This is a genomic window from Bacteroidetes Order II. bacterium, from assembly GCA_016788705.1.
GTDB lineage: Bacteria > Bacteroidota > Rhodothermia > Rhodothermales > UBA2364 > UBA2364.
The window spans coordinates 18,406-41,366 of sequence record JAEUSQ010000005.1; the positions used below are offsets into that span (position 1 = coordinate 18,406).

The following is a 22,961-nucleotide window of genomic DNA, read 5'->3' on the forward strand; positions in this document are numbered from 1 at the left end:
TGTGTGTCAGGATGGTTCGGTATCTTCCGGTTTTTCATCTGTGGCAGCCTCCTCTTTGGGGGGGTGCCGCAGTTCCAAAACTTCTTTACGAATATCTTTTATTTTCCGTTTATTTTCCTCGATTCGCTTTTTGATCTCTTCCATTTTATGTTCGTAGGTGGCGCGCAATTCGCCAACATTTTTTCCTTTGAACACAAATTCGAGCTTGGTTTCGATGTCTTCGAGGTACTTACGGTCCATCTCAATATTATTTTCGATACGGGAGATGGCATCTTCCTTGCGCGATATTTTGTCGCTCAGGCGTTGTTTATAGTTTCGGTCGCGGTTTTCGCGGTCTCGGTTTCGGGCCTCGCGCTCCAACTTCATTTTCTCGTAGAAGGCACGGGCATTGGTATAAAGTCGGTCTTCGGCTTCTTTAATGGCATTGATGAAGACACGTTTTTGTTTCATCCGCAACGGTTGAATGTTAAAGACTTCTTGTGTGAGTTCCTTCACCCGTTTTTTGGCCGCTTGGTAATCATCGCCCTCAGCCGTATTGTTTACAATCTGAAGCACTTCGTCCACCCATGTCTGACACTGGGCCATATTGGCCTCGGCTTTTTCGTCGTAGTGCGATTTTTCCTCCTCCACTTTCGTGCGGATTTGCTCGAACAACTCGTCCAGACGGTCAAAGAAGGCTTTCCGTTTGTCGCGGAACAGCTTTACTTCCCGAACTTCGCGCTGTAGTTCAATCAGTTGGTCTCGGATCGGACGAAACTCGGTGGCGGTTTCAATGGAGGCCGTGATGGTTTCAAAGCGTGGAGCGAGGCTATGGTAATTGGCCTCACACTCGGTCTCAAAGGCGTTCCAATCGGCTTGTTGTCGCTTACGCAGGACTTTAAAGGCGAGGTCTAACTTGTCTAAAAGAGTATTCCGGTGCTCGCGCAACATACGGGCTTCGCGAACCTCTTTTTGGAGCGCGACCAATTCTTCGCGGCTATTTTTGAATTCCTCCACCGTATCAGCCTTTTCGGTCCACGCATCTACCCTTGGTTGAAATTGATCGTAGGTAGTCTGCGATGTCTCGCTCAGTTCGGCCCGTTCGGCGTCTAATTTCACCCGTAGCAGGTCACTGGTCTGGTTCAGTAGGTCAAACAATTTGTCGCGTTGGTCTTTCTGAACAGTCGCTAGCTTGAGTTTGTCGCGGAGGTCTTTTACATGGCCGACCATCTCGCGCAAGTTATCAGTGGCTTCAATTTGTCCGGCAAGCGCCTCAACAGCCGTATGCAGCTCGGTATAAACGTCGCTCATATTGGAAAACACACGTTCCCACTCAATTTTGGGTGACAGCCCGATGCCCTGTACCACCATCTGGCTGTTTTCGTCTTCCGAAACGCCCAAAAGTTGGTAGCGAAGAAACCCACCCTTAGACAGGGCATAAGCGGCCGCATGGCGGATGGCCTCGGTCTCCTGTAACCACTTTAAACCGGCTTCGGGGTCTGGCTGTGGATCGGTGGCGTCTCCGTGGCTTTCGGCGAGTACCACAAAGTACCCATCCATGCCCGAAATGGCCATCCATACATGGTGATCGTCCGCAGCGTGTGTCTCAATCACTTTGGCGTTCGCAGTCTGTGTGGTCAGAAAGTTGACACAAACTTGCGTAAGTTCTTCCCGATTCTGATACATCTGTATTACGTAAATTGATTGACGGTTCGTCCGTCAGGTCCGATAAAACATCTTGCCCGCCATTTGTCGGACAAGGCCTTTGAATTCTAAATTGAGCAAATACACCAATGCTGCCGAGGCATCCACATGAGCTTGTACACACAGTTGGTCTATGTGGATAGGTTCGGCAGAAAGGTTTTCCAGCAAGATACGCTCCAGCGCATTGAGTTCCGCCCATGTTTCTTCCGAATTTACAGCAGAAACTGCGGTGGTTCCAAAACCCTCCAGTTCTTCTAATAATTCATCTACGGTGGTCACCAGTTTGGCGATGTTTTTTCGCACAAGATCATGGTTGCCCTTGCCATGATTGCTGAAAATAGAGCAGGGAACCGTGAAAACTTCCCGATTTTGCTCGATTGCCATGTGTGCCGTAATGAGGGCGCCTCCCTTTGCAGCCGCTTCAGCGACCAAAACGCCCCGCGATAAGCCGCTGATAATGCGGTTGCGTCGTGGGAAATTGGTGGCATCGGGCTTGGTTCCCATCGGAAACTCGGAGAAAATAGCACCGTTTTCCAAAATTTGTGCCACCAATCGGGTATTTGTTGCCGGATAAATCACGTCCACCCCCGATCCCAAAACCGCTACGGTTCTTCCGCCAGCATCCACTGCACCCTGATGCGCAGCGGTATCTATGCCATAGGCGAGGCCACTCACAATCGTCCAGCCATTACGCGCCAGTTCCTGTGCAAAGGTGTATGCCACCCGTTTGCCATAATCGGAGGCTTTTCGGGTGCCGACAATGGCAAGTGCTTTTTCGTCGGAAGGTAGATGGACGCCTCGATGCCACAACAAGACGGGCGGATCATAAAGCTCCCGCAATAGCGCAGGAAAACTGGGTTCCCACGACAACAAGGGAATGGCCAGACATCTGGAAGCCATTTTTTCTTGCTCTGCCAAAAGCGCTTCGGCATCGCAACGTGTGATAGCCTCGGCGGTTTGTTGACCAATGCCCGAAACCCGCATGAGGACGGAGACGGGTGCTAGCAGGGTTTGCGACGCCGATCCAAAGTGCGCGATGAGGGCACGCAAACGCCCCGGCCCGATACCAGGAACCAAGGCCAAGGCCATCACCGCCCGCCGCTCCGTGGTTTCGTCTGCTGGCTGGTCAAAGAGGTGTACCTGAGTAGGTTCGATATCGTTGAAGGGAAACACTGGTTTAGATGATCTTGTTTTTGCAGAAATTGTTGGGGCTAAGTCCTTGGATTTATGACGATGAAGGAATGGTAATACATTTGGATTACCCAGCGAAAACGCCCCCACTAAAGTACATCATTTCCGATTCAAAAGCCATCGTTTTCTTTCTGTTACACGCCTTTCGCCGTTTGTATCGCCATCCAAAGCGCATCTTTCAAGGAGTCTAATCCTTGATGCGCCACTGCACTGATCGTGAAAACGGGGAGTTCTAGAGGGAGTTTCTGAATCCGTTGTGGTAAGGCTGCCCGTTCATCTACCGAAAGTAAATCTATTTTTGTGAGGGCCAACATGCGTGGTTTTTCCAAAAGTTCACTATTAAAGGCTTCGATTTCATCCAAAAGAATGGTGTAGGCATGTGCAATATCTGTTGTATCCACAGGAATCATAAAAAGAAGGACAGCATTTCGTTCGATGTGTTTAAGAAAGCGTAGTCCCAAACCGCGTCCTTCATGTGCCCCCTCAATAATTCCCGGGATGTCTGCCATGACAAAAGATTTGTATTCCCGATAAGCCACTACACCAAGGTTGGGTTCGAGTGTGGTAAAGGGGTAATCCGCAATTTTGGGCCGTGCTGCCGAGAGGGCCGAAATGAGGGTACTTTTTCCCGCATTAGGAAAGCCAACCAAGCCAACATCCGCCAAGACCTTTAGTTCTAAGGTTACATTACGCTCCTCGCCTTCTTCGCCTGGCTGGGCATAGCGGGGGGTGCGGTTGGTGGCCGTTTTAAAATGGTCGTTTCCTTTGCCGCCACGTCCCCCTCTTACCAAAACCAAGCGATCCCCGGGATGCATTACCTCGCCCAGTGCTTCGCCTGTATCCGTATCTTTCGCCACGGTCCCACACGGAACCCGCAACGTCATGTCTTGACCATCTTTTCCAGTTTTTAGGTTGCTGCTGCCATTTTGGCCTTTATCAGCAAAGTGATGGCGGTTGTAGCGCAAATCTAATAAGGTGTAAAGGTGGTGATCGGCTTCCAAAATCACCGAACCTCCTTTGCCTCCATTCCCGCCATTAGGCCCACCTTGTGGCACGTGTGGCTCTCGTCGAAAAGAAACCGCTCCTGCCCCGCCCTTCCCACTCCGGACAGTAATCGTCACATAATCTACAAACTTCATATCTTAATGTTTTTGCATAAGGTACGTCAAGAATAGACCCGCAGGTTTTAGGATTGAAGAAATTTCGAAAGTGCCGACCATTTTAGCAATGTCCACTCGTTGGATGGGAAGTTAAAATAAGTCCCGCATTTTATGACAAGCAATTATTTTTTCAGAGAGGGTGGTTCAGGTTGGTTTGTATTCCACTTTGCGTGCGTATCTTGGCAAAACCTATTTACTTGCTACTCATCATCAAATTTGGATCGCAATGCGTTACCTTAAACTGATCCCGCTGTTAGCGCTACTCTTTGTCGTTGCTTGTAAAGACGATACGGAAATTGTAAATGGCGGATGGTTCAAATCGGCCAGAGATATAGCCCTCGACGCAGGCAATCGTCTGCAATTTACCCCCTCGGTAAATGGCCCGCTGAGCATGCTTGCAGCAGTTCCTTACGGCACCATGCAACAAATGGAGGGCATCCAGGCCATATCGGTCTCCTTCAGCAAGCCAATGGTGGCATTGGGCGCCTCGGCGGAAAACGTCCCGACCACTCAATTGCAAGTCTCGCCTTCTATATCGGGGAAACTGCGTTGGGAAGGAACCCAAACCCTGGTATTTCAACCAGATAAACCATTGCCGAATGCCACTGCATACCGTGTGGTACTTCGGAAGGGGCTTAAAGCGCTGAATGGTGAGTCGTTGACTGAAGATTTTGAATGGACGTTCGAGACACCCCGCCCCAGTGTTGTGTACTCGGATCCTACGGATGGGACTGATCAGGTGCACAATAAACCGACCATCTTTGTACGGTTTAATCAAGAAATGGCCGCAGGCAGCGCCAATGGTTATGTCTCCCTCAAGATGAAAGACGGGGGCACGGTAGGGGCACGAGTGGAGAAAAAAGGAGACTCCACATTGGTTATTCGCCCCAGCGAAACGCTCTCCAAGGGCCGTACCTATCAACTCATTTTGTCGAAAGGTTTACGTGGCAAAGAAGGGGGATTGGGCATGGAGGCTGATCATGCAATCTCGTTTACGACCTTTCCCGATTTATCTGTTTTGGGGGTTTCGCAAAATTATTATGCCGTAGAAGGAGCTGATAATGTGTTTGATCCGGCACGGGGTATAACAATGAACTTCTCTACACCCGTAAAATTTGGTGCATTACGCAAAGCCCTCTCCTTCAGCCCGGCTGTTCGTTGGCCTGCGGGTATCGAAGCCCGCGACAATACAGAGGCCACGTCCCACAATTTACCCATGCAATGGTTGCCGGAAACCAATTATACGGCCACGGTGCGCGGATTGACAGACATCCACGGGCAAACGTTGGGCAATGCCGACGTGCGTTTCCGCACCCAAGCCTTTACCCCATTTGCCGACATGAAGAGTGGCCTGATGGTAATTGAATCTAACCAACGGACGTTTATCCCCATTCGTAGTGTTAATATGCAAAGCGTGAAAATAGGGATGCAGCGTATTCGCGCCGACCAAGTGGTACCCCTTATTCCCGTTTATGACGAATGGCGGTATTATGATGTGGATGAAACGAAAAAGCCCAAGTCGATCGAAGCCACCAATGAGTTTAAACTCAACTTACCCCGTAACCAAATTGGGGCTACGCCATTAGATTTGTCCTCGGTGTTATCAAATAAAAAAGGCGTGGTGGCCGTAGCCATGAAGGTAAAAACGGGTCCTAAGCCCGAAGATGAGCGCACAGCAACAGCATTGGCGCAGGTGAGTAATATGGCGGTTACGGGTAAGTTTAGCCCACACCAAAATCTGATCATGGTAACGGAATTGCAAACCGCCAAGCCCGTGCCGAATGCTAAGGTGACCATTCGGGATGCACAAAACAATGCCCGATGGAATGGTACAACCGATGCACAAGGCCGGGTGGTAAGTCCTGGCTGGGCACGTCTGGGCATCCAACAAAAAGAAATCTATGACGAACCAATCCAGTACGCGATTGTAGAGAAAGACGGCGATCTGGCCTTTACGGCAAGCAATATGGATGATGGAATTGAGCCTTATCGTTTCGACATTTCTTATGGCTATTCTGCTAAAAAACAAAGTTTTGCAGGCTCCATCTTCTCCGACCGGGGCTTATATCGCGCTGGGGAAAAAGTGCATCTGAAGGGGGTTTTCCGGAAGCGGTTAGACAAAGATTGGCAGTTGATTAAAGAACCCCTCCGCGTTTTGATTTATGGCCCGAAGAACGATCTGGTCTATGACCAACGACACAATCCTTCCGATTTTGGCTCACTGGATTTTGATTGGGTGTCCTCTCCCGGAGCCGATCAAGGGGAATATTCCATGCGGGCCATTTTGGCTTCTGATACCACAAACGTGACCAATTATTATGGATACGAGCAGAACGACGTAGGACGCGGAACCTTCCGGATTGATTCCTTCCGACGCGCAACGTTTGCCGTAACCGCTCGCCCCAATGCAAAAGGTTATATAGCAGGAGATTTTTATGATGCCACCATTTCTGGACGATACCTTTTTGGCGCAGCAATGGTGGGGCAGCCTGTGAAATACCGTGTAGATCAAGAACCAACCGAGTTTACACCGCCCGGATACGAAGACTATCGGTTTGGTGTGGCACGTTATGGCCTTTATGATGGGGATTATGACAGCGATCCGATGAATCGCCTCTATACAACCTTGGCGCAGGTGGACTCTTCGCTCACGTTGGGGGCTGACGGGATGGCCAAGTTCCGCATTCCATTGAAAGGAAATGGCCTTGGCACGCCCGTAAAACTTACCTTAGAAGCCACCGTAACCGATCCTGCGCGTCAAGAAAGTATGGGCGGATCGCGGGTGGTGGTACATCCTGGACTTTTTTATGTGGGTCTGAAGCCACAAACCACCTTCCTTGAATTAGGCAAAAGTGCGGCCTTTGCGGTGGATGTCATTACAGTGGACCCTAATGGCTTCCCCGTGACCGGTGAAGTGAACGTACAACTCATTAAACAAGAATACAACAGTGTGCGCGAGGTGGGGGTGGATGGAGCGATGCGCTGGCGAACCAATATGCGCGAAAACACCAAAGGAACCGCAAAGGTAAATACCGAGGCCGGAAAGGCTAAACGCCTGAACTTGGACGTACCCGAAGCCGGGTTCTACGTGGTGCGTGCCACTGGAAGGGATGTGCGTGGAAACCTGATTCGGTCTGAATCCTATTTCTATGCTACAGGAGGGGCCGGATACGTGGGTTGGGAACGCCGAGATGACAACCGGATTGAAGTGGTGGCCGATCATAAAGCCTATGCTCCAGGACAAACCGCGCGTCTGATGATTGCCTCGCCTTACGAAACCTGTACCGCACTCATCACCGTAGAGCGCGAAGGCATTATCTCCAGCCGCGTAGAAACCCTCACCGGCTCTGCTCCGATGATAGAAATCCCACTGAACGAAGACCATCTTCCCAATGCCTTTGTAAGTGTGATGCTCTTCTCCGGACGAACTGCCGCACCAACCAACCGAAATGATGTCGGCGCACCGAGTTTTAAAATTGGCTATGTGCAATTAAATGTGGACCCCGGACTTCGACACCTGAAGGTGGAGGTCCAGCCCACCACAAAAACGTTTAAGCCCGGCGAGGAAGTAACGGTAAACCTGAAAGTGACTGATGCCAACGGATCCGGTGTATCGGGTGAAATTGCTTTTTCGGCGGCAGATGCGGGCGTATTGAACTTGCTTGATTATAAATTACCAGATCCGTTTGATGTGTTTTATGGTGCACGCGACTTACAAGTCCGTACTTCTGATACCCGTAGCATTCTCTTACTCCAGCGCGACTATGGCGACAAAGAAGAAGATGTGGGCGGTGGCGGCGGAAATGGCGGCGATGTACGGCGCGACTTTCGGCCACAAGCCTACTGGAATCCGAAAATCCGTACAGATGGTTCCGGACGGGCCACCATTAAGTTTAAACTCCCCGAAAGCCTCACTACCTTCCGGCTTATGGCGGTTGCCCTCACCCAAAACCACCGATTTGGAATGGGGTCGGAGGATGTCGTGGTCAGCAAACCATTGGTATTGGTTCCGGCTTTGCCTCGCTTTGCCCGCCTGAATGATCAGTTCGAGGCTGGGGTACTGGTAACCAATACCACCGGAAAAGATGGAAATGCCACCGTAACGGCCTTTGGCGAAAATGGTTTACAACTCACCGGCTCCTCCACACAATCGGTCTATCTGAAAAACGGAGAAACCAAAGAGGTGCGTTTTGCATGGAAAACCGCCCAAACCGGAAACGGAAAACTGACCTTCCGTGCTTCGCTAGGCAATGAAAAAGATGCCTTTCAAAGCCAACTCAGCCTCCAGCAGCCATCCGTTAAGTTAGCGTTTGGAACGTTTGCCTCCACCGACGGAGCCGCACAAGAAGCCTTCCAGACACCTGCGGCCTTTAGCTCTGGAACCATACGCACCCGTCTTTCTAGTACGGCTTTGGTGGGATTGGACGGTGCAACGCAATACCTCTTCGAGTATCCATATGGTTGTTTAGAACAACGCACGTCGCGCATTCGTCCGCTCCTACTGGGCAAAGACGTTTTAGCTGCTTTCGACCTGAAAGCCCTCAAAGGAAACGATGCCCAAACGGTTACCACCCAATGGGTCAATAACCTACGCGATTACTGGGTGGGCGATGGCTTCTCGCTCTGGGCGGGAGACCGAGAACTCAATCCATATGTAACGGCTTATGCCCTTCTCGCCATGAAAGAAGCACAAGAAGCGGGTTATACTGTGCAACCAGACATGATAAATGGCGCAACGACGACCCTCTCGGAGTACGTCCGAAACAGCGACCGAAAACCGGAATATTACCCCGCTTCCATCTGGCCCGACACCCGTGCCATGATGCTCTATGCCCTTGCGCGTAATGGAAAGGTGCTCTCTGGCGAACTCTACACTTTAGCAGAGCAAGCCAATACTGGAAAATCGGGGCTTTCGGCGGATGGGATGAACCATCTCGTTCGTGCGCTTCACCTCTCGCAAGATAGTGGCCTGAATAAATACAAATGGGCTTTGCTTAATAAAGTACGTGGCAACATTCGGATGGAAGCCGCTTCGGCCTATATCGCTGCACCAACTGATAATGCCTGGGGATGGCTTTTCGCCAGCAATACCCGTTCTACGGCACTCGGCCTCATTACCCTAATTGAAATGGATCCATCCGATGGTACGCGGCAAGTGGCCGAGAAAATGATCCGTTATCTGATGCAAAACCGCAAACAAGGTTGGTGGGCTTCTACGCAAGACAACGTAGCTGTGGTGGAAGCATTGGCCAAGTACTTCAAAGCATTCGAGAAAGAATCCCCGAACTTTTCGGCAGAGGTTAAGTTGGCAGGCCAGTCGCTGATCCGTCAAACATTTAGCGGTCGTACCCTAAATGTGGCCGAGCAATCTCGTGCATTGGGCGGCTTTGGCAGCAACCAAACAGTTCCGGTACAGGTGAATAAGTCTGGCTCAGGGCGCTTGTTCTACTCCTTGTTAATGGAGGCCTATACCACCCAACCCCTTCCAGCGGCCTCGAATGGCTTGGTTGTCAACCGAACCATCGAGCGGCTAAATGATAGAGGGCAGCCTGTGGGTATCGTCGCACCAGATGCAAACGGGAACATCCGACTGAAGCCAGGCGAGTTGGTAAAAGTGACCCTCCGCATCCAGTCCAATACCACGCGAAATTATGTGGTTGTAGATGACGCCTTGCCCGCCGGACTGGAAGCCCTGAATGCGGCTTTTGTGACGACTTCGGCGGCGGCCACTTCTAACACGGGGCAAGACCGATGGTGGGGTTCCTTTAACCATACCGAAATTCGTGACGACCGGGTGTTGCTCTTTGCCGACTATTTGGGCGGTGGTGAGCACACCTACTCCTATGCGGCGCGTGCAACTTCGCTCGGCACTTTTATGTACCCGCCCGCCTCGGCAGAAGCCATGTACCAACCCGAAGTGAATGGACGTACCCGCACCACTCGGCTTACGGTCGCTTATTAACCCGCCCAATTTTATACAGAAGCCCTTTGTCGTAGCTGGCAAGGGCTTCTGCTGTATTACTGGTTTGATAAAATCAATAAGACCAAGGGAAGCCTATTTTTTAAAGATGGGCTTTTGGCTGTTCTTGATTGTCCGCCAATCACTCTTTCTATATCAATGCTATATTAAGGAGGCAATCGTTGTACGTCATGGATTATCACATAGAACAATCATTTCCTTCTCACCAATACAGCACCTCATCTTGCGGGGTTAGACATGAAAGTAATTATTGCTCCAGATAAATTTAAGGGGGCACTTACAGCACCCGAAGCAGCAAAAGCCATTCAAGTTGGGGTCAAAAGGGCACTTCCTGGTGCCGAAACCTTGCTCTTTCCTATGGCGGATGGCGGCGAAGGAACGCTGGATTTATTGCTAAAACAAACGCAAGGAATACAAAAAAAGGTACGAGTGCCAGATCCGTTGATGCGTGAGATCGTTGCCGCATATGGGCTTTCAGAACCGGACGGCACAGCCTATATCGAGATGGCACAGGCTTCGGGCTTGTTGCTCCTTGCACCCAAAGAACAAAATCCATTGAATACCTCCACTTTCGGGACGGGGGTACTGATCCGACGTGCCCTTGAAGCAGGGGCTAAACGGCTGGTGGTGGGCATCGGCGGAAGTGCCACGTGCGATGGAGGAATGGGGGTTGCGGTTGCCCTTGGCTGGGAATTCCGCGATAAATCTGGAAACCTCCTCGTACCCTCTGGCGCGGCACTCTGCCATATTGCCCAAGTAAGTGCAGTGCATGTACCTCCCGCATTACGTACACTGGATATGGTGGTGACCTGCGATGTTTCTAATCCGCTTTTTGGAAAAAATGGTGCCGCCCAAGAATATGCGCCACAAAAAGGGGCATCCTCCGAAGCGGTAGCACAACTTGATGAGGGGTTACAGAACCTTGCAAAGAGGCTCGTACAGTCTGGTTTTGGAAGCGATGAAACGGCTTTCCTACCCGGAAGTGGGGCTGCGGGAGGGCTTGGTTTTGGGTTGCAGGTCTTTTGTGGCGCGCGGTTACAGTCTGGAACAGCATTGCTCATGCAACAATCCGGCATACTAAACCATCTTTCTCATGCAGATTTGCTTATAACTGGCGAAGGAAAATTGGATGCCCAATCCTCTGCTGGTAAGGTGGTAGGGCACTTGGCACAAGAAGCACAAAAACACGGTATTCCAGCAATTGCATTATGCGGTACCTTGGCCCTCTTGCCAGAAGAAACGAAGGCCATCGGTCTAACGTATGCGGCTTCTATCTTGTCGCATCCTATGCCACTGGAGGAAGCACTTAACGAAGCGGCGGAACTACTGACCGAGCATACCACTCACTTGATTCAACTCTTTGCCGCCGCAAAACATGGGCGATAATCGTACACATCATCGTCTTCCGATCATAGAAATACAGTAACTATTTAGCACCCCCTCGATTTTAATGCTGTCACGTTCGTCAAAATCTTTTTTGCTACAATTTGAGAGATTTGGCGCACCACAATCGATTTCTCAGGGGTTGCTTTGTTCGAAAAACACCCAATTTAGGAGAGTGCTAAGTAGTTACGAAATACAAATAGGGTTTTGGGCAATACAAAAAAAGACATAACCTAACGTCTTCGTAGGAAGTTATGGTCCAATCAATTAGTTTGTTTTAAGTTATCTGTTTGTTTTTAAATAACTTATGTAAGAAATGAAGTGAAAAGTTTTATCAAAAAAACGATGGCCACCTTTCGGCAACCATCGTTCACGTGGGTTAAACGTTCTCGGTGTTTTTTTATTGCTTATTGGCCTGAATAGACAATGTAATTTTTACATCATCACTCACGACCAAACCACCAGCTTCCATCAGGTTATTCCATTTTAGGCCATATTGTAGTCGTTTGATGGTGGTACTGGCTTCAAAGGCAATTTTCGTAATGGTCTGATCGCCTCGTTTAGAGTTAACTGTTCCCAAGTATCTTCCCTTAAGCGTTACTGTTTTGGTTACATCACGGATAGTGAGGTCGCCCACGATCGTAAGATTATTGCCTGTAACTTTAATACTTTTGGATTTAAAGGTCGCGGTCGGAAATTTTTCCGCATTAAAAAAGTCGTCACTCCGCAAGTGGTTATCGCGTCCGTCATTTTGGGTCGAAATACTGGCTGTTTGGATGGTGGCCTCGGTGCTAAGGCTGCTCAGCCCCTTGCTGCCGATGACCACTTTGCCGTCCATTTGCTTGAAGGTGCCAGTAACAGTCGAGATTCCCATATGCGTAACAGTAAACAATACCTGCGAATGAGATTTGTCTAAGTTATAGGTTCCCGGGCTGGGTGGAGTGGGTGGGGGTGCCATTTGCGGCGCTTTCATAAAGCCCAGTCCAAGTAGCGAGACGGTTACAAGGGCAAGTACACCCAAAATTGTTTTTTTCATGGTTCGGAATAGGTTTTTGGTTCATGGATGAAAACCCATTATACGACCTATGAAAATATGTGTTCCAACACATATTTTTTTCTTTGCTATGGCTGCTTAGACGCGAGGCCAATCGGTAATGCCCAAACTTTCGGCAGTCATCCGTCCCACGATCCCATCCGCCTCGTCTTCTCCAAATACTTGTACTTGGAATTTGTGAATGGCTTTCCATGTTTCTACATCCATGATACCATTGATTTTATCTCCGGACGGATGCAAGCCTTTTGCAGCCAGTGCTTCTTCAAGCTTCCGAACCAGGTCTCCGGTAGAGCCAAACAGAACGCGCGCTGTCAGTGGGGTATTAGGGTTGGTTGCCACCTGCGCTGCTTTTAATCCTTCGAGTAGGGCGTACCGAAACTTAGTTTGCGGGATAGAGTACCCGTAGTTTTTGAAGGTTTTCCAAGGACCTCTGTTTGGATTGGGAAAGCCGACGACCACCTGACATCCAGCACTGCTATAGCTTCCGCCTGTTCCAGAACTCCAAGCGGCGTGGAGGTTGTCATAAGGTACTGCCAATTCAATTTTGTCCGTAATCTCGTATTGGAGGTCGTCACCAGTACGTAAAATGGGCCTTAATTCGGTGTCAGGGTGGCGCCATGCATCGTGGGTGCCCGATGGGCTTGGGCGGTGCTTGCCCTTGACATAGCTATAATAGCCAATGAACATTCGGTTTGCTCCCATACCGCCCCTTGCAAGTGCTTTTTGGATGTATTTGCGATGGGGCACGGTACTACCGGGGAAGATAGCAAACACACGCCGAGCCGGAATCCATTGCCCAATGGTACAACGTGGATTCAGGTAATTTACATCAGTAATGGTAAGGGAATGCCGATCCAAGAATTGTTCTGCACGAGCATCCATTGGGAGGCATCCTCGCAGGCCGAACAAGACCATCTCGTTCTGAGGGACATCAAATTGGTTGATTTGAAATAAACGGCGGAGATCCGATTCCGTAAAAACGAAAGAAGCCATAACCTACTCCTAGATTGAGGTTTGGGAAGTTGAAAAGATGAGAAAGATGCGCAAGATGGGTGCTGGCTCCCCCTATTCAGCACTTTATGCGGATTGAAAATTGATCATTCGGAACAAACTTCCGAACGGATTGGGTGTGGTGGCGGTATTCTGGAGTGAATTATATAAAATTTAAGGCACAAAGTCTATTATTATTGCTAATTTATTGGCCTTAACCTTAAAAAAATGCCCGATTATCCGATTCGTTACCGCATTCGTGGCGATGACGTACACATTTTAGAGGTGATGCTGCCACCGGGTGGTGCGATCAAGGCCGAGTCTGGCGCCATGATTTACATGGACAACGTCATTGAGATGGATACGCCCATCGAGTTAAATCCTTGGCAGCGTTTTGTGCTTCGCAAAACCGGCGAAAATATTTACAACCCCGTGTTCTATAACCATAGTGACCGCGTGGCAGTTGTTGCATTTGCTGCACCTATCCCTGGCGGCATTATTCCGTTGGATCTACGCAAACACGGGGGGGCAGTGATCTGTCAAAAAGGGTCTTATTTATGCGGAACCACCGACGTAAAGTTGGATATTGAATTGGCCAAAGACTTAAAAACGGCCGTATTTGGTAAAGAAGGGTTCATTCTGCAAAAATTAGTGGGGGCGGGCCTTGGGTTTATCCATGGCGGCGGAACGGTTGTGGAACGTTTCTTGCACGACCAAGAGACCATCAAGGTGGACATTGCCTCTCTTGCAGCCTTTAGTGGAACCATTCACTACACCTTGGAATTGGTAAAAGGGGTTATCAATAAAATTATTGGAGGGGAAGGTTTGTGGTTGATTTCTCTGACGGGGCCGGGGGTGGTTTATTTGCAAAGCACTCGCTTTAATGTCCAAAGTACACACGGCGAATAATTTGCGGCCCCTTATTCAAACATTATGATTCATCTACAGCATATACATCTCTCCTTTGGAGGGCAAACAGTCTTTAAAGACCTGAATTGGTTCATAAAAGCCAATCGGCGGATCGGATTAATAGGACCAAATGGAGCAGGAAAAAGTACCTTGTTGCGGGTTATTACGGGCGAATATCGTCCAGACGAGGGGGATATTTCTATGTCTGGACAACTCACACTGGGGTATTTGGAGCAGGAAGTCCAAGAAGCGGCGGGTAATCGGACGGTTTTGGGAGAGGCCTTAGAAGCGTTTGCCCATGTCTTTGAGCGCGAGCGGCAAATTGAAGCCCTCAATGAAGCCTTGCTGGCTACTACAGACCACAACGATCCTGCCTATTTCCGTAAGTTGGAGCGTTTAGAACGCTTGCAAATGGAATTAGATGCTGCAGATGCACATAACCTTCCGGTCCGGTGTGCACAGGTTTTAAATGGTTTAGGCTTTACGGAGCCTGACCTGCATCGGCCCTTAGCTACGTTTTCTGGTGGGTGGCGGATGCGGGTGGCCTTGGCCAAAATGCTTTTGCGGAGCCCGGATGTCTTGTTATTAGATGAACCGACAAACCACTTAGACATCGAGTCCATTGGCTGGTTGGAAGGATATCTAAAGGCATATAAAGGCACGGTTATTTTGGTCTCGCACGACCGTTATTTTTTAGACCGTATGGCGGATACCATCGCCGAGTTGGCCTATGGGCGCGTAACGGAATATGCGGGGAATTACTCTTTTTATTTAGAAGAACGGGTGGTTCGGCGACAACTTCAGCAAGCGGCATTTGATAATCAACAAAAGGAAATCCGGGAAACAGAGCGATTTATCGAACGATTTCGCTACAAAGCGACGAAGGCACGTCAGGTGCAAAGCCGTGTTAAAGCGTTAGAAAAAATAGACTTAGTTATGGCACCCGATCAGGAAATGGCATCGGTATCTTTCCGGTTTCCGGTTCCTGAGGCTTCGGGGCGAATGGTGCTTAAAGTATCGCCCTTTTCTAAATCTTACCCACATCCAGAAGGAGGGGAAGTTTCTGTTTTTCGTAATGCTCCCGAACTAACCATTGAACGTGGGCACAAAATTGCCCTCATTGGTAAGAATGGCGCTGGAAAGAGTACCTTGGCCCGTATTTTATTGGGTAGTGAGGACTTTGACGGTACCCGCGAATTGGGATACAAAGTGGAGTTAACCTATTTTGCCCAGCACCAAGCCGAGAGCCTTAACCCCAAACGTACCATTTTAGAGTCGTTATACGAAGTGGCAAATGGGCAAACAGAAACCGAATTGCGGTCGTTACTGGGCGCTTTTCTTTTTACTGGCGATGATGTCCATAAACCCATTTCGGTACTTTCTGGTGGCGAACGGAGCCGGGTGGCCTTGGCCCGCACCCTTTTGAAACCCGCCAATTTTCTTATTCTGGACGAACCCACCAACCATTTAGACATTCAATCTATTACCGTACTGATTGAAGCGCTCCGGCAATATACAGGTACGTTTGTTGTGGTTTCGCATGACCGCCACTTTTTGGATCAACTGGTAAATCAGGTATGGTACGTCGCGGATGGGCATGTGCGAACGTTCATTGGTACCTATGCCGATTATCTCTGGAAGGTCCGTTCGGAGCAAGAGACAGCTGCGCAGGCCATGCCGCTCCCACAACGGACTACAACTGTCGAATCCGCTGAGGTAGCCAAGCCCACCATAAACCGGAAAGACCAAAAACGGGCAGAGGCCGAAGCTCGGAATGCGTTCTCCAAGCTGATGCGCGAGGTTAACGGCGATTATGCACGGCTAAACTGGGACATAATAGAGGCGCCATTTTTGTCTCGTCTGCTCGAAAAAATTGAAGCCGATATCGTCGAAGCCGAAGCAGAAGAACAACGATTGGCAGAACAACTGGCCGATCCAGGCCTCTATAACGATCTTTCTAACGTCCAATCTATTACCGAGGCCCAACAAATGGCTCAGAAAAAAGTGGCTACCCTATATGAATGGTGGGAAAAGGCATCGGAACGGATGGAGCATTGAAATGACCACAAAGACGTAAAACCCCACGCATGTGCTCAGAGAACAAAGTAAACTCCTGCAACAAGGGTTGTTTCTATTAGACTTGTTTTTAATTGCTTTAGGCTGGATACTTAGCTATTACCTGCGTTTCGATGTTCTTACATGGGGCAACTTGGCGCCACCACTATGGCGTCCCTTGTCGCGTTATATAGATTATCTGCCTGTCTTGCTGGGGGTCTGGGGTCTGGTTTTTATCGCCTCTGGCCTTTACCGACCGCGAGAAGTGGAGCGGTTTTATAGCATGGTGTACAGTGTGGGTCGTGCGGTGTTTTGGGGGATGGCGGTTGCCTTTATGGCCATGTTCCTATATCGGCAGTTTTCGTTTTCCCGGATTCACATGGTTTTATTCGGGGTAACCACTTCGGGGCTGATGGTGCTCTCGCGGGTACTGATTTATCGGATTGTGCATGGGGGCCGAAAACACGCCAAAAACCTGCGTCGGGTGTTAGTGGTGGGTGCGGGGAAAGTGGGACATGAAGTAGCCGAGGTATTGCAACAATACCCTTGGATGGGTTTTCAACTGGTGGGGTATTTAGACGACGAGGTGGAAGGGGAGGAAATTCGGGGCAAAACAGCGAGTATTGGTGCATTTTTGGACGAGGCCGAAAAACAAGGTAAACCGATTCATCAGGTCTATATCACCTTGCCGCTTCGTGCAGCCGACCGCATCGAAGCCCTATTATCTGAACTGTCTTCTCGCTTGGCACATGTCTATCTGGTTCCGGATATTTTCCGGTTCAATTTGCTAAATCATCGTATTTCGGACATGGGGGGATTGCCCATCATTCATTTGATAGATGAATCGCCCTTGGATATACGACGATTTATCAAGCGGTTGATAGACATAGTAGGTGCCGCCACCGCTATGCTCTTGCTCTCTCCTCTTTTGCTGGTGGTTGCGATAGGCGTCAAGATATCTTCCAGAGGCCCTATTTTTTATCGGCAAGATCGGATGGGGATGAACGGAGAGCACTTTAAAATGATTAAATTTCGTTCGATGCCTGTGAATGCGGAGCAAAGCAGTGGGCCTGTTTGGGCAAAGTCTGGCGAAAGCCGTGCAACCCCATTTGGTGCGTTTATTCGAAAAACGTCTTTAGATGAGCTACCCCAGTTTTGGAATGTCCTCATTGGCGAGATGAGTCTGGTGGGGCCGCGTCCGGAACGTCCCTTTTTTATTGATCAGTTCAAACAATATGTACCAGGCTATATGCTACGCCATAAAATGAAGGCTGGTTTAACCGGATGGGCGCAGGTGAATGGCTGGCGGGGCAATACGTCCATTGAAAAACGGATCGAGGCAGATTTATTCTATATCCAAAATTGGTCGCTCAAGTTAGACATTAAAATCATGCTGATGACGGTTTGGAAGGTGTTTCAAGATGAAAATGCGTATTAAATATGCCCTATAAAGCCGCATTTGTGGCATAGGGCCATTTTTGAAAAGCCCTTCTGGAAAAGCCGTTATGTCTTTTAAACCCAACGCCGGGTCTTGCGGCAGTATTCTTCATAGGCGAGGCCTTGTGTATGACGTAGCCATGCTTCTTCCAGCCGAACCTGTACGTGTATCGTGACAAAACCGGTACACAAGATCGCAAATGAAAGGGCATTTGGAAGGACAAAGAATAAGCCGAGGAGGGTAAAAAGCATACCAAGAAAAATGGGATTTCGCGAATGGGCAAAAACACCCGTTGTCACAAGATTGGTGTTGTTTTTTTCGTCAATCCCAATCCGCCAAGAGGAGGCCATTTGTTGCTGGGCCACAACGATCCAAATGAGGGAGGCAAACAAAAGGAACAATCCAAGAACCTGCATAATAGGTTTCCGGATATACCAAACCGGCAGGAGGTAGTCCACAGCAGGTGGGAAGAAGGCATAAAGGGCGCCCATACCTAAGAGCAGAATTAGCAGGAGCTTAAATATATTCCCCACAAAATCATGTGCATTGTCGCTTTTGCCAAAGGTGATGGGAAAAATGCCTGTTTGTTTCCATACGCGCCATGTGGGCAAGAAAAAGGTTAATCCGAACACAAGGATCAGATAAGCGAATAGGCTGTAATAGAGAACTGTTTTCATGGATACTCTGGATGAGGGAAACCCCGTATGTCATTGGGGTTCTGTATTATTGGGTCTTCCGGTAGGTTTGGCGCCAAGTAAATCAATTCTGAAAAATGGTTGTTTTTTTGCAATATACGATGTAGCTTTTGAAAAAAAAGTCATGGGTGTTCAGACTGTGCGGGAACGATTGGTGGAGCAGGCTAAAAAACGCCTTTCTCCGAATCTGCCCCGTCTTCAGATGTTCGGGATTGTATTGGTTACGGCCTTGTCTGGTTTTCTGGCTTCTTTTACCTTGTATAGAGGCTTGGGACTGATGCACATGGGGTACCGTTACCCATTGTCTATGCTGGTGGCCTATGGGGGGTTTTTACTTTGTGTGTGGCAATGGATTAAATACCAGCGTAGAAAAGCAGGTATCCAAGAAGAAAAAGCAACCAAAAGCGATTCTTCGGGAGATTGGTCTTTGGATTTGCCGCGTTTGGGTGGTTCTGGTGGCAGCACTGGCAGCGACTTTAAGCCGGGTGGAGGTGCTTTTGGCGGGGGCGGTGCTGGTGGTTCTTGGGCTTCGGGTGGTTCTGGTATTTCTCAACCGGAGGCACTTGCATATGTAGAGCCTTTGCCCAAAACAACTGGCAGCGGATGGTTTAGCGGAAAAGGTGGCAGTGGAGAAGCTGGTGGCAGTGGAATCGGTGGGATTGATTTGGAAGACGGTGCAGCCTTACTCATTATTGTTCTTATTGTGGGCGCTATTTTGGCGGCTTTCTCTTATATTATCTGGGCGGCCCCTGGCATTCTCGCGGAAGTTTTTGTGGATGGTGTGCTCGCATCTGCCCTTGCACGTGGTATCCGAGAGGAAGAAACCGGACATTGGCTTTGGACCGTATTTCGCAAAACGTGGTGGATATTGACCTTGTTGCTTGTTGTGCTGGGCTGGGGAGGTATGGTACTTCAGGAAGCGTTCCCACAGGCACATACCCTTTCACAGGTTTTGATGGTACTTGAATCCTGAGCACGTTTAACGCCTAAGCACTTCTCGTGAGCCTTTTACAAGAAGGATGGTTCCTTGGCTATGCAATGTTTTTAAGACTGGCTCAACACTTACTGGATATGAAATTACGATCTCTTCTGGCCGGCTTGTTGATAGGCGGCTTGTTTTTTGGCCGTACCATTGCCCAACCGCTCCAAAGTGGGTTTTACTATGCCGATGTGGTGTCTGATTCTACCCTTAGCCACGAGGGTCCGGAAGGAACGTTGTTTTTACGACCAACCCCTGTTTTGGTACAAAAACACATCAAACAGATTAAAATCAAAAAAGAATTTGGCTTTTGGGTGTTGGAAATTGTGCTCGATACAGAAGGACGTGCGGCCTTTTTTCATGCCACCCAAAACTGGGCAGGAAAAAAAATGGCAATAGTGGTGGATAACCGGGTTATTAGTGCGCCTATCGTCCAAGAAGCGATTGCTGGAGGAAGGGTACAGATATCGGGCAACTTCACTAAGGCCGAAGTCATGACCATTCGCGACCAGTTAAAACCTCCCAAACAAGATCCCTAAAAGGGCTTATGGAGGCGGAATACGATTGGGGTAATCGGTAATGATCCCATCTACCCCCTTTTTAATTAATTTCTTCATCCGCTTAGGGTCATTCACCGTCCAAGGGATCACCATTACATGGTCTCGGTGGGCACTGCGAATACTGCAAGTCCGCAGGGTTTGATGGTATGGGCTAAAAGCATATGGCCTAAAACCCAATCGCCAGCGGTTGATCCGGTATCCCCAAGCGTTGGCAGTGAGCATAGCCAAACGGAGGTTGGGATCTGTTTGGTGTAAGACCCGTAACGTCCGGAAGTCGAATGATTGAATGATGGTGCGGTCTTTCACCCCAGCCTGTGTAATCGTCTGATATACAATCTCGGCAACCGTTTGTGGGCCTGGTTGAAAAATACCCTCTCCGTTGGGTTCCATTTTGGTTTCTATATTGTACTGTGGGCGCGGGCGTCCGGTTTGGAGGGCATGTGCTTCGGCTGCGCGGAGGACTTCCAAGAGCAAGGGTTTATGGGCGGGTATCGCTATTTGCTCCGGAAAACGCGGATGTCCCTTTGCGCCACAATCGTATTGACGAATGCGGGCGTAGTCCATCTGGTGCAAATTATGACGTTTTGCCTCTTGTTCAGGAATGGGCGATCCATCTGGCTGGGTACAAATAAGTGGATTCATCCAAGGCTCGTGCGAGACCACCGCGAGGCCATCCGCCGAGATTACCACATCCATTTCAAGGGTCGTTACGCCCAAATCCAACGCCTTTAAAAAGCCTGGCAGGGTGTTTTCTGGCAGTAAACCCCGCGCACCGCGATGGCCTTGCCAGTCAAAATCTTGTGCCAGAACGAGGGGCATCATACACCAAAGTAAAAATATGGTCAGCCCATAAAGGCCAGCAGGTCTTCGGAGCATTTTTAGAGGAACGATACACACAAAGCGATGTAACAAAATACAAAATCCCAAAGAGAGTGTTTATAAGGTACGGTATTTATGTTCAACCTCTTCGATTCATTCTTGTGAAACAGCCTCGGAGGATCGGGCATAATACTTTTCAATACCGCCATATCCCGGAATTTGTTTTCCTGCTTTCGTTTTTGACAGGAAGTGACTCAGTCTTTTTTGGTACTCCTCTGGACGGGTTCTGGCATCTTCGATATACGCAAGTCGAATTCTTTTATATCCTTCTGAAAACTGTTCAAAATGTTCCCATGCTTCAGGTTCGTTTTGAAGGACTGCCATAAGGTCTTTAGGAAATACAAACGGTGTTTGGACAATAGCGGCCACTTTTTCTGTTATCTTTGAATGAATCAGCCCTTGTTCCCAAAGCCACTTCAAACGTTCGATATTGGGCTGAGAATAGGTGCTTTGGGGTCTTCTGGGCGTAAAACGCTGAATTTTTCGATCCTCATCAAGCGATCGGATGGTACTGTCTATCCAGCCAAAACACAACGCCTCCTCTACAGCATCATTGTAAGAAATGGCTGGTAACCCCGACTTCTTTTTGGGAAATACAACCCAGATTTCTTTTTCAATCTCAAAATTGGCTTGTAGCCACGCACGCCACTCCTCTCGGTGCGGAAAATAGACCATGTTTAGCTGTTCTACCATAGCGAAATTTGGTTATTTAGAGGAACATCTGCTCCGTTATGTACATCAAGAACGACCCTACGTGTTGGCAAAGCCAAGATAAACAATTATACTAACCTATTCCACTTGACCGTTTACTCTTGTTGTTCGGATAGGAGCAAGTGATAGTTAATCATATCCTACCTACATTCCCCACCTGTGGACGTTGTATTTTAGCATTTTTTGGGGCCTATGGAAACGACAAGCCTGTCAAAAGAATATAGCGATGGGTTTTCTGCCAATAATCTATAGCGAGTGAGGGACTTATATCTTACGTTTCCAATTCTTGACTCATTGAGTTCAACACATTATCGTGTGCTTGTACGGGTTGAAGACCCCGACAAACGCGAGTTTTATATTGCCGAAGCCTTTAAAAATGCGTGGGCAGTATGGCAATTGGAGTGACAAATCCACAGCCTGTTGTACGAACGCTTGTTGATGAGCCAAGACAAAGAAAGCGTTTTAGCCATTGCCAAAGGCGAAGCGATGCCCACAGAACCGCAACATATCCTCAAAGACCCCACCGTTTGGGAGTTTTTAGGACTCAAACCACAGGCCGCTTACGACGAAAGTGATATTGAGGCAGCCAGCATTACCCATTTGCAAGATTTTTTATTAGAATTGGACAACGGTTTTTCTTTTGTTGCACGGTAAAAGCGCATGGCGATAGAAGGCGATGAATTTAAAATTGACTTGGTGTTTTACAATCGGGTTTTGCCATGCTTTGTCCTTTTTGATATAAAAATGGATAAAATCACCTATACCGACATCGGGCAAATCCAGATGTATGTCAATTACTACGACCGCGACATCAAACAAGCCTTTGAGAATCCGACCATTGGCGTTTTGTTATGCGCCGATAAAAACGATGCGGTTGTACGCTACACTGTGCCCGAAAACAACACGCAGATTTTTGCCTCCAAATACCAATTGCATTTGCCTTCACCAGAACAATTGATAGACGAAGTAAAAAGAGAATGGCAAAAATGGCAGTTGAAACCTGATTTTTTAGGTAAAAATACAGAGGGGGGCTAAACCCACTATTTTCTCCTCAAAAAACGCTGGCCTGACCCCATTTCATCAAAACAAAGGCTCGAAATGGAACAACTAAGTATTGGGAACAAAATAATTGACTACTATTTTAATACCCCTGAAAAAACATGGGTAGAAAATTAGAGATCAATTTAAGCGCAAAACAGCGTGCAGAACTGGAACATGGCTATCGAAATGGCAAGAGCCACGCATTTCGTCAGCGTTGCCAGATGGTTTTGTTAAAATCGGAAGGTCGTTTTAG

18 protein-coding genes are annotated in these 22,961 nt (G+C 48.7%); 10 read left to right on the forward strand and 8 right to left on the reverse strand.

Annotated elements, in window-relative coordinates:
• Positions 1 to 6: 6 nt before the first annotated feature.
• The 3 genes from JNN12_00320 to obgE form a co-directional block, all read right to left on the reverse strand.
• Positions 7 to 1,665, reverse strand: coding sequence for a hypothetical protein (locus JNN12_00320; GenBank protein MBL7976752.1), 1,659 nt, complete (start codon positions 1,663 to 1,665; stop codon positions 7 to 9).
• Positions 1,666 to 1,698: 33 nt separating this feature from the next.
• The gene (dprA, locus tag JNN12_00325; protein MBL7976753.1) at positions 1,699 to 2,856 is read right to left on the reverse strand and encodes a DNA-protecting protein DprA; all 1,158 of its coding nucleotides are present in this window, start codon (positions 2,854 to 2,856) and stop codon (positions 1,699 to 1,701) included.
• Between the two features lie 152 nt (positions 2,857 to 3,008).
• Positions 3,009 to 4,013, reverse strand: a complete 1,005-nt coding sequence (gene obgE / locus JNN12_00330; GenBank protein MBL7976754.1) for a GTPase ObgE — start codon at positions 4,011 to 4,013, stop codon at positions 3,009 to 3,011.
• 247 nt (positions 4,014 to 4,260) lie between these two features.
• Between obgE and JNN12_00335 the strand changes: the two genes are divergently transcribed.
• Both JNN12_00335 and JNN12_00340 read left to right on the forward strand, forming a co-directional pair.
• On the forward strand, positions 4,261 to 9,996 hold the full coding sequence (locus JNN12_00335) for an Ig-like domain-containing protein (GenBank protein MBL7976755.1): 5,736 nt from the start codon (positions 4,261 to 4,263) through the stop codon (positions 9,994 to 9,996).
• A gap of 255 nt (positions 9,997 to 10,251) precedes the next feature.
• On the forward strand, positions 10,252 to 11,400 hold the full coding sequence (locus JNN12_00340; GenBank protein MBL7976756.1) for a glycerate kinase: 1,149 nt from the start codon (positions 10,252 to 10,254) through the stop codon (positions 11,398 to 11,400).
• Between the two features lie 397 nt (positions 11,401 to 11,797).
• On the opposite strand, the gene JNN12_00345 is transcribed toward JNN12_00340, so the two are convergent.
• Complete coding sequence (locus JNN12_00345; protein MBL7976757.1) at positions 11,798 to 12,433, reverse strand: YceI family protein; 636 nt, start codon at positions 12,431 to 12,433, stop codon at positions 11,798 to 11,800.
• A 96-nt stretch (positions 12,434 to 12,529) separates the two neighbouring features.
• Positions 12,530 to 13,444: a peptidoglycan-binding protein gene (locus JNN12_00350; GenBank protein ID MBL7976758.1), complete on the reverse strand. Its 915-nt coding sequence runs from the start codon at positions 13,442 to 13,444 to the stop codon at positions 12,530 to 12,532.
• 225 nt (positions 13,445 to 13,669) lie between these two features.
• Here JNN12_00350 and JNN12_00355 point away from each other — a divergent pair, with 225 nt between their 5' ends.
• Genes JNN12_00355 through JNN12_00365 form a run of 3 tightly spaced genes read left to right on the forward strand, consistent with a single transcriptional unit; the run spans position 13,670 to position 17,843 of the window.
• Positions 13,670 to 14,350 (forward strand): AIM24 family protein, encoded by a 681-nt coding sequence (locus tag JNN12_00355; protein MBL7976759.1) that lies wholly within the window; start codon positions 13,670 to 13,672, stop codon positions 14,348 to 14,350.
• A 24-nt stretch (positions 14,351 to 14,374) separates the two neighbouring features.
• On the forward strand, positions 14,375 to 16,408 hold the full coding sequence (locus JNN12_00360; protein MBL7976760.1) for an ABC-F family ATP-binding cassette domain-containing protein: 2,034 nt from the start codon (positions 14,375 to 14,377) through the stop codon (positions 16,406 to 16,408).
• Positions 16,409 to 16,439: 31 nt separating this feature from the next.
• Positions 16,440 to 17,843, forward strand: coding sequence for an undecaprenyl-phosphate glucose phosphotransferase (locus JNN12_00365; GenBank protein MBL7976761.1), 1,404 nt, complete (start codon positions 16,440 to 16,442; stop codon positions 17,841 to 17,843).
• Positions 17,844 to 17,917: 74 nt separating this feature from the next.
• Here the strand turns inward: JNN12_00365 and JNN12_00370 are convergent, their stop codons facing one another.
• On the reverse strand, positions 17,918 to 18,520 hold the full coding sequence (locus tag JNN12_00370) for an isoprenylcysteine carboxylmethyltransferase family protein (GenBank protein ID MBL7976762.1): 603 nt from the start codon (positions 18,518 to 18,520) through the stop codon (positions 17,918 to 17,920).
• Between the two features lie 142 nt (positions 18,521 to 18,662).
• Between JNN12_00370 and JNN12_00375 the strand changes: the two genes are divergently transcribed.
• Together JNN12_00375 and JNN12_00380 are read left to right on the forward strand one after the other, a co-directional pair.
• Complete coding sequence (locus tag JNN12_00375; protein MBL7976763.1) at positions 18,663 to 19,511, forward strand: hypothetical protein; 849 nt, start codon at positions 18,663 to 18,665, stop codon at positions 19,509 to 19,511.
• 98 nt (positions 19,512 to 19,609) lie between these two features.
• On the forward strand, positions 19,610 to 20,056 hold the full coding sequence (locus JNN12_00380; protein MBL7976764.1) for a hypothetical protein: 447 nt from the start codon (positions 19,610 to 19,612) through the stop codon (positions 20,054 to 20,056).
• Positions 20,057 to 20,062: 6 nt separating this feature from the next.
• Here JNN12_00380 and JNN12_00385 read toward each other — a convergent pair whose 3' ends face one another.
• Together JNN12_00385 and JNN12_00390 are read right to left on the reverse strand one after the other, a co-directional pair.
• The gene (locus tag JNN12_00385; GenBank protein MBL7976765.1) at positions 20,063 to 20,953 is read right to left on the reverse strand and encodes a glycerophosphodiester phosphodiesterase; all 891 of its coding nucleotides are present in this window, start codon (positions 20,951 to 20,953) and stop codon (positions 20,063 to 20,065) included.
• A gap of 96 nt (positions 20,954 to 21,049) precedes the next feature.
• Positions 21,050 to 21,649 carry a YdeI/OmpD-associated family protein gene (locus JNN12_00390; protein ID MBL7976766.1) on the reverse strand — a complete coding sequence of 200 codons (600 nt, stop codon included), beginning with the start codon at positions 21,647 to 21,649 and terminating at the stop codon, positions 21,050 to 21,052.
• Between the two features lie 333 nt (positions 21,650 to 21,982).
• On the opposite strand from JNN12_00390, the gene JNN12_00395 reads away from it, so the two are divergent.
• The 3 genes from JNN12_00395 to JNN12_00405 are packed head-to-tail and all read left to right on the forward strand — an operon-like array spanning position 21,983 to position 22,702.
• Positions 21,983 to 22,072 (forward strand): hypothetical protein, encoded by a 90-nt coding sequence (locus JNN12_00395; GenBank protein MBL7976767.1) that lies wholly within the window; start codon positions 21,983 to 21,985, stop codon positions 22,070 to 22,072.
• Between the two features lie 15 nt (positions 22,073 to 22,087).
• Positions 22,088 to 22,321: a DUF1016 family protein gene (locus tag JNN12_00400; GenBank protein MBL7976768.1), complete on the forward strand. Its 234-nt coding sequence runs from the start codon at positions 22,088 to 22,090 to the stop codon at positions 22,319 to 22,321.
• A gap of 6 nt (positions 22,322 to 22,327) precedes the next feature.
• On the forward strand, positions 22,328 to 22,702 hold the full coding sequence (locus tag JNN12_00405; protein ID MBL7976769.1) for a DUF1016 family protein: 375 nt from the start codon (positions 22,328 to 22,330) through the stop codon (positions 22,700 to 22,702).
• Positions 22,703 to 22,961 lie beyond the last annotated feature (259 nt).

Excerpts from the sequence above, each read along its gene's own strand:
- JNN12_00320 (MBL7976752.1), bottom strand. The coding sequence starts at position 1,665 with ATGTATCAGAATCGGGAAGAACTTACGCAAGTTTGTGTCAACTTTCTG.
- obgE (MBL7976754.1), bottom strand. The coding sequence starts at position 4,013 with ATGAAGTTTGTAGATTATGTGACGATTACTGTCCGGAGTGGGAAGGGC.
- JNN12_00335 (MBL7976755.1), top strand. The coding sequence starts at position 4,261 with ATGCGTTACCTTAAACTGATCCCGCTGTTAGCGCTACTCTTTGTCGTT.
- JNN12_00340 (MBL7976756.1), top strand. The coding sequence starts at position 10,252 with ATGAAAGTAATTATTGCTCCAGATAAATTTAAGGGGGCACTTACAGCA.
- JNN12_00345 (MBL7976757.1), bottom strand. The coding sequence starts at position 12,433 with ATGAAAAAAACAATTTTGGGTGTACTTGCCCTTGTAACCGTCTCGCTA.
- JNN12_00350 (MBL7976758.1), bottom strand. The coding sequence starts at position 13,444 with ATGGCTTCTTTCGTTTTTACGGAATCGGATCTCCGCCGTTTATTTCAA.
- JNN12_00355 (MBL7976759.1), top strand. The coding sequence starts at position 13,670 with ATGCCCGATTATCCGATTCGTTACCGCATTCGTGGCGATGACGTACAC.
- JNN12_00360 (MBL7976760.1), top strand. The coding sequence starts at position 14,375 with ATGATTCATCTACAGCATATACATCTCTCCTTTGGAGGGCAAACAGTC.
- JNN12_00370 (MBL7976762.1), bottom strand. The coding sequence starts at position 18,520 with ATGAAAACAGTTCTCTATTACAGCCTATTCGCTTATCTGATCCTTGTG.
- JNN12_00375 (MBL7976763.1), top strand. The coding sequence starts at position 18,663 with ATGGGTGTTCAGACTGTGCGGGAACGATTGGTGGAGCAGGCTAAAAAA.
- JNN12_00380 (MBL7976764.1), top strand. The coding sequence starts at position 19,610 with ATGAAATTACGATCTCTTCTGGCCGGCTTGTTGATAGGCGGCTTGTTT.
- JNN12_00385 (MBL7976765.1), bottom strand. The coding sequence starts at position 20,953 with ATGCTCCGAAGACCTGCTGGCCTTTATGGGCTGACCATATTTTTACTT.
- JNN12_00390 (MBL7976766.1), bottom strand. The coding sequence starts at position 21,649 with ATGGTAGAACAGCTAAACATGGTCTATTTTCCGCACCGAGAGGAGTGG.
- JNN12_00405 (MBL7976769.1), top strand. The coding sequence starts at position 22,328 with ATGGCGATAGAAGGCGATGAATTTAAAATTGACTTGGTGTTTTACAAT.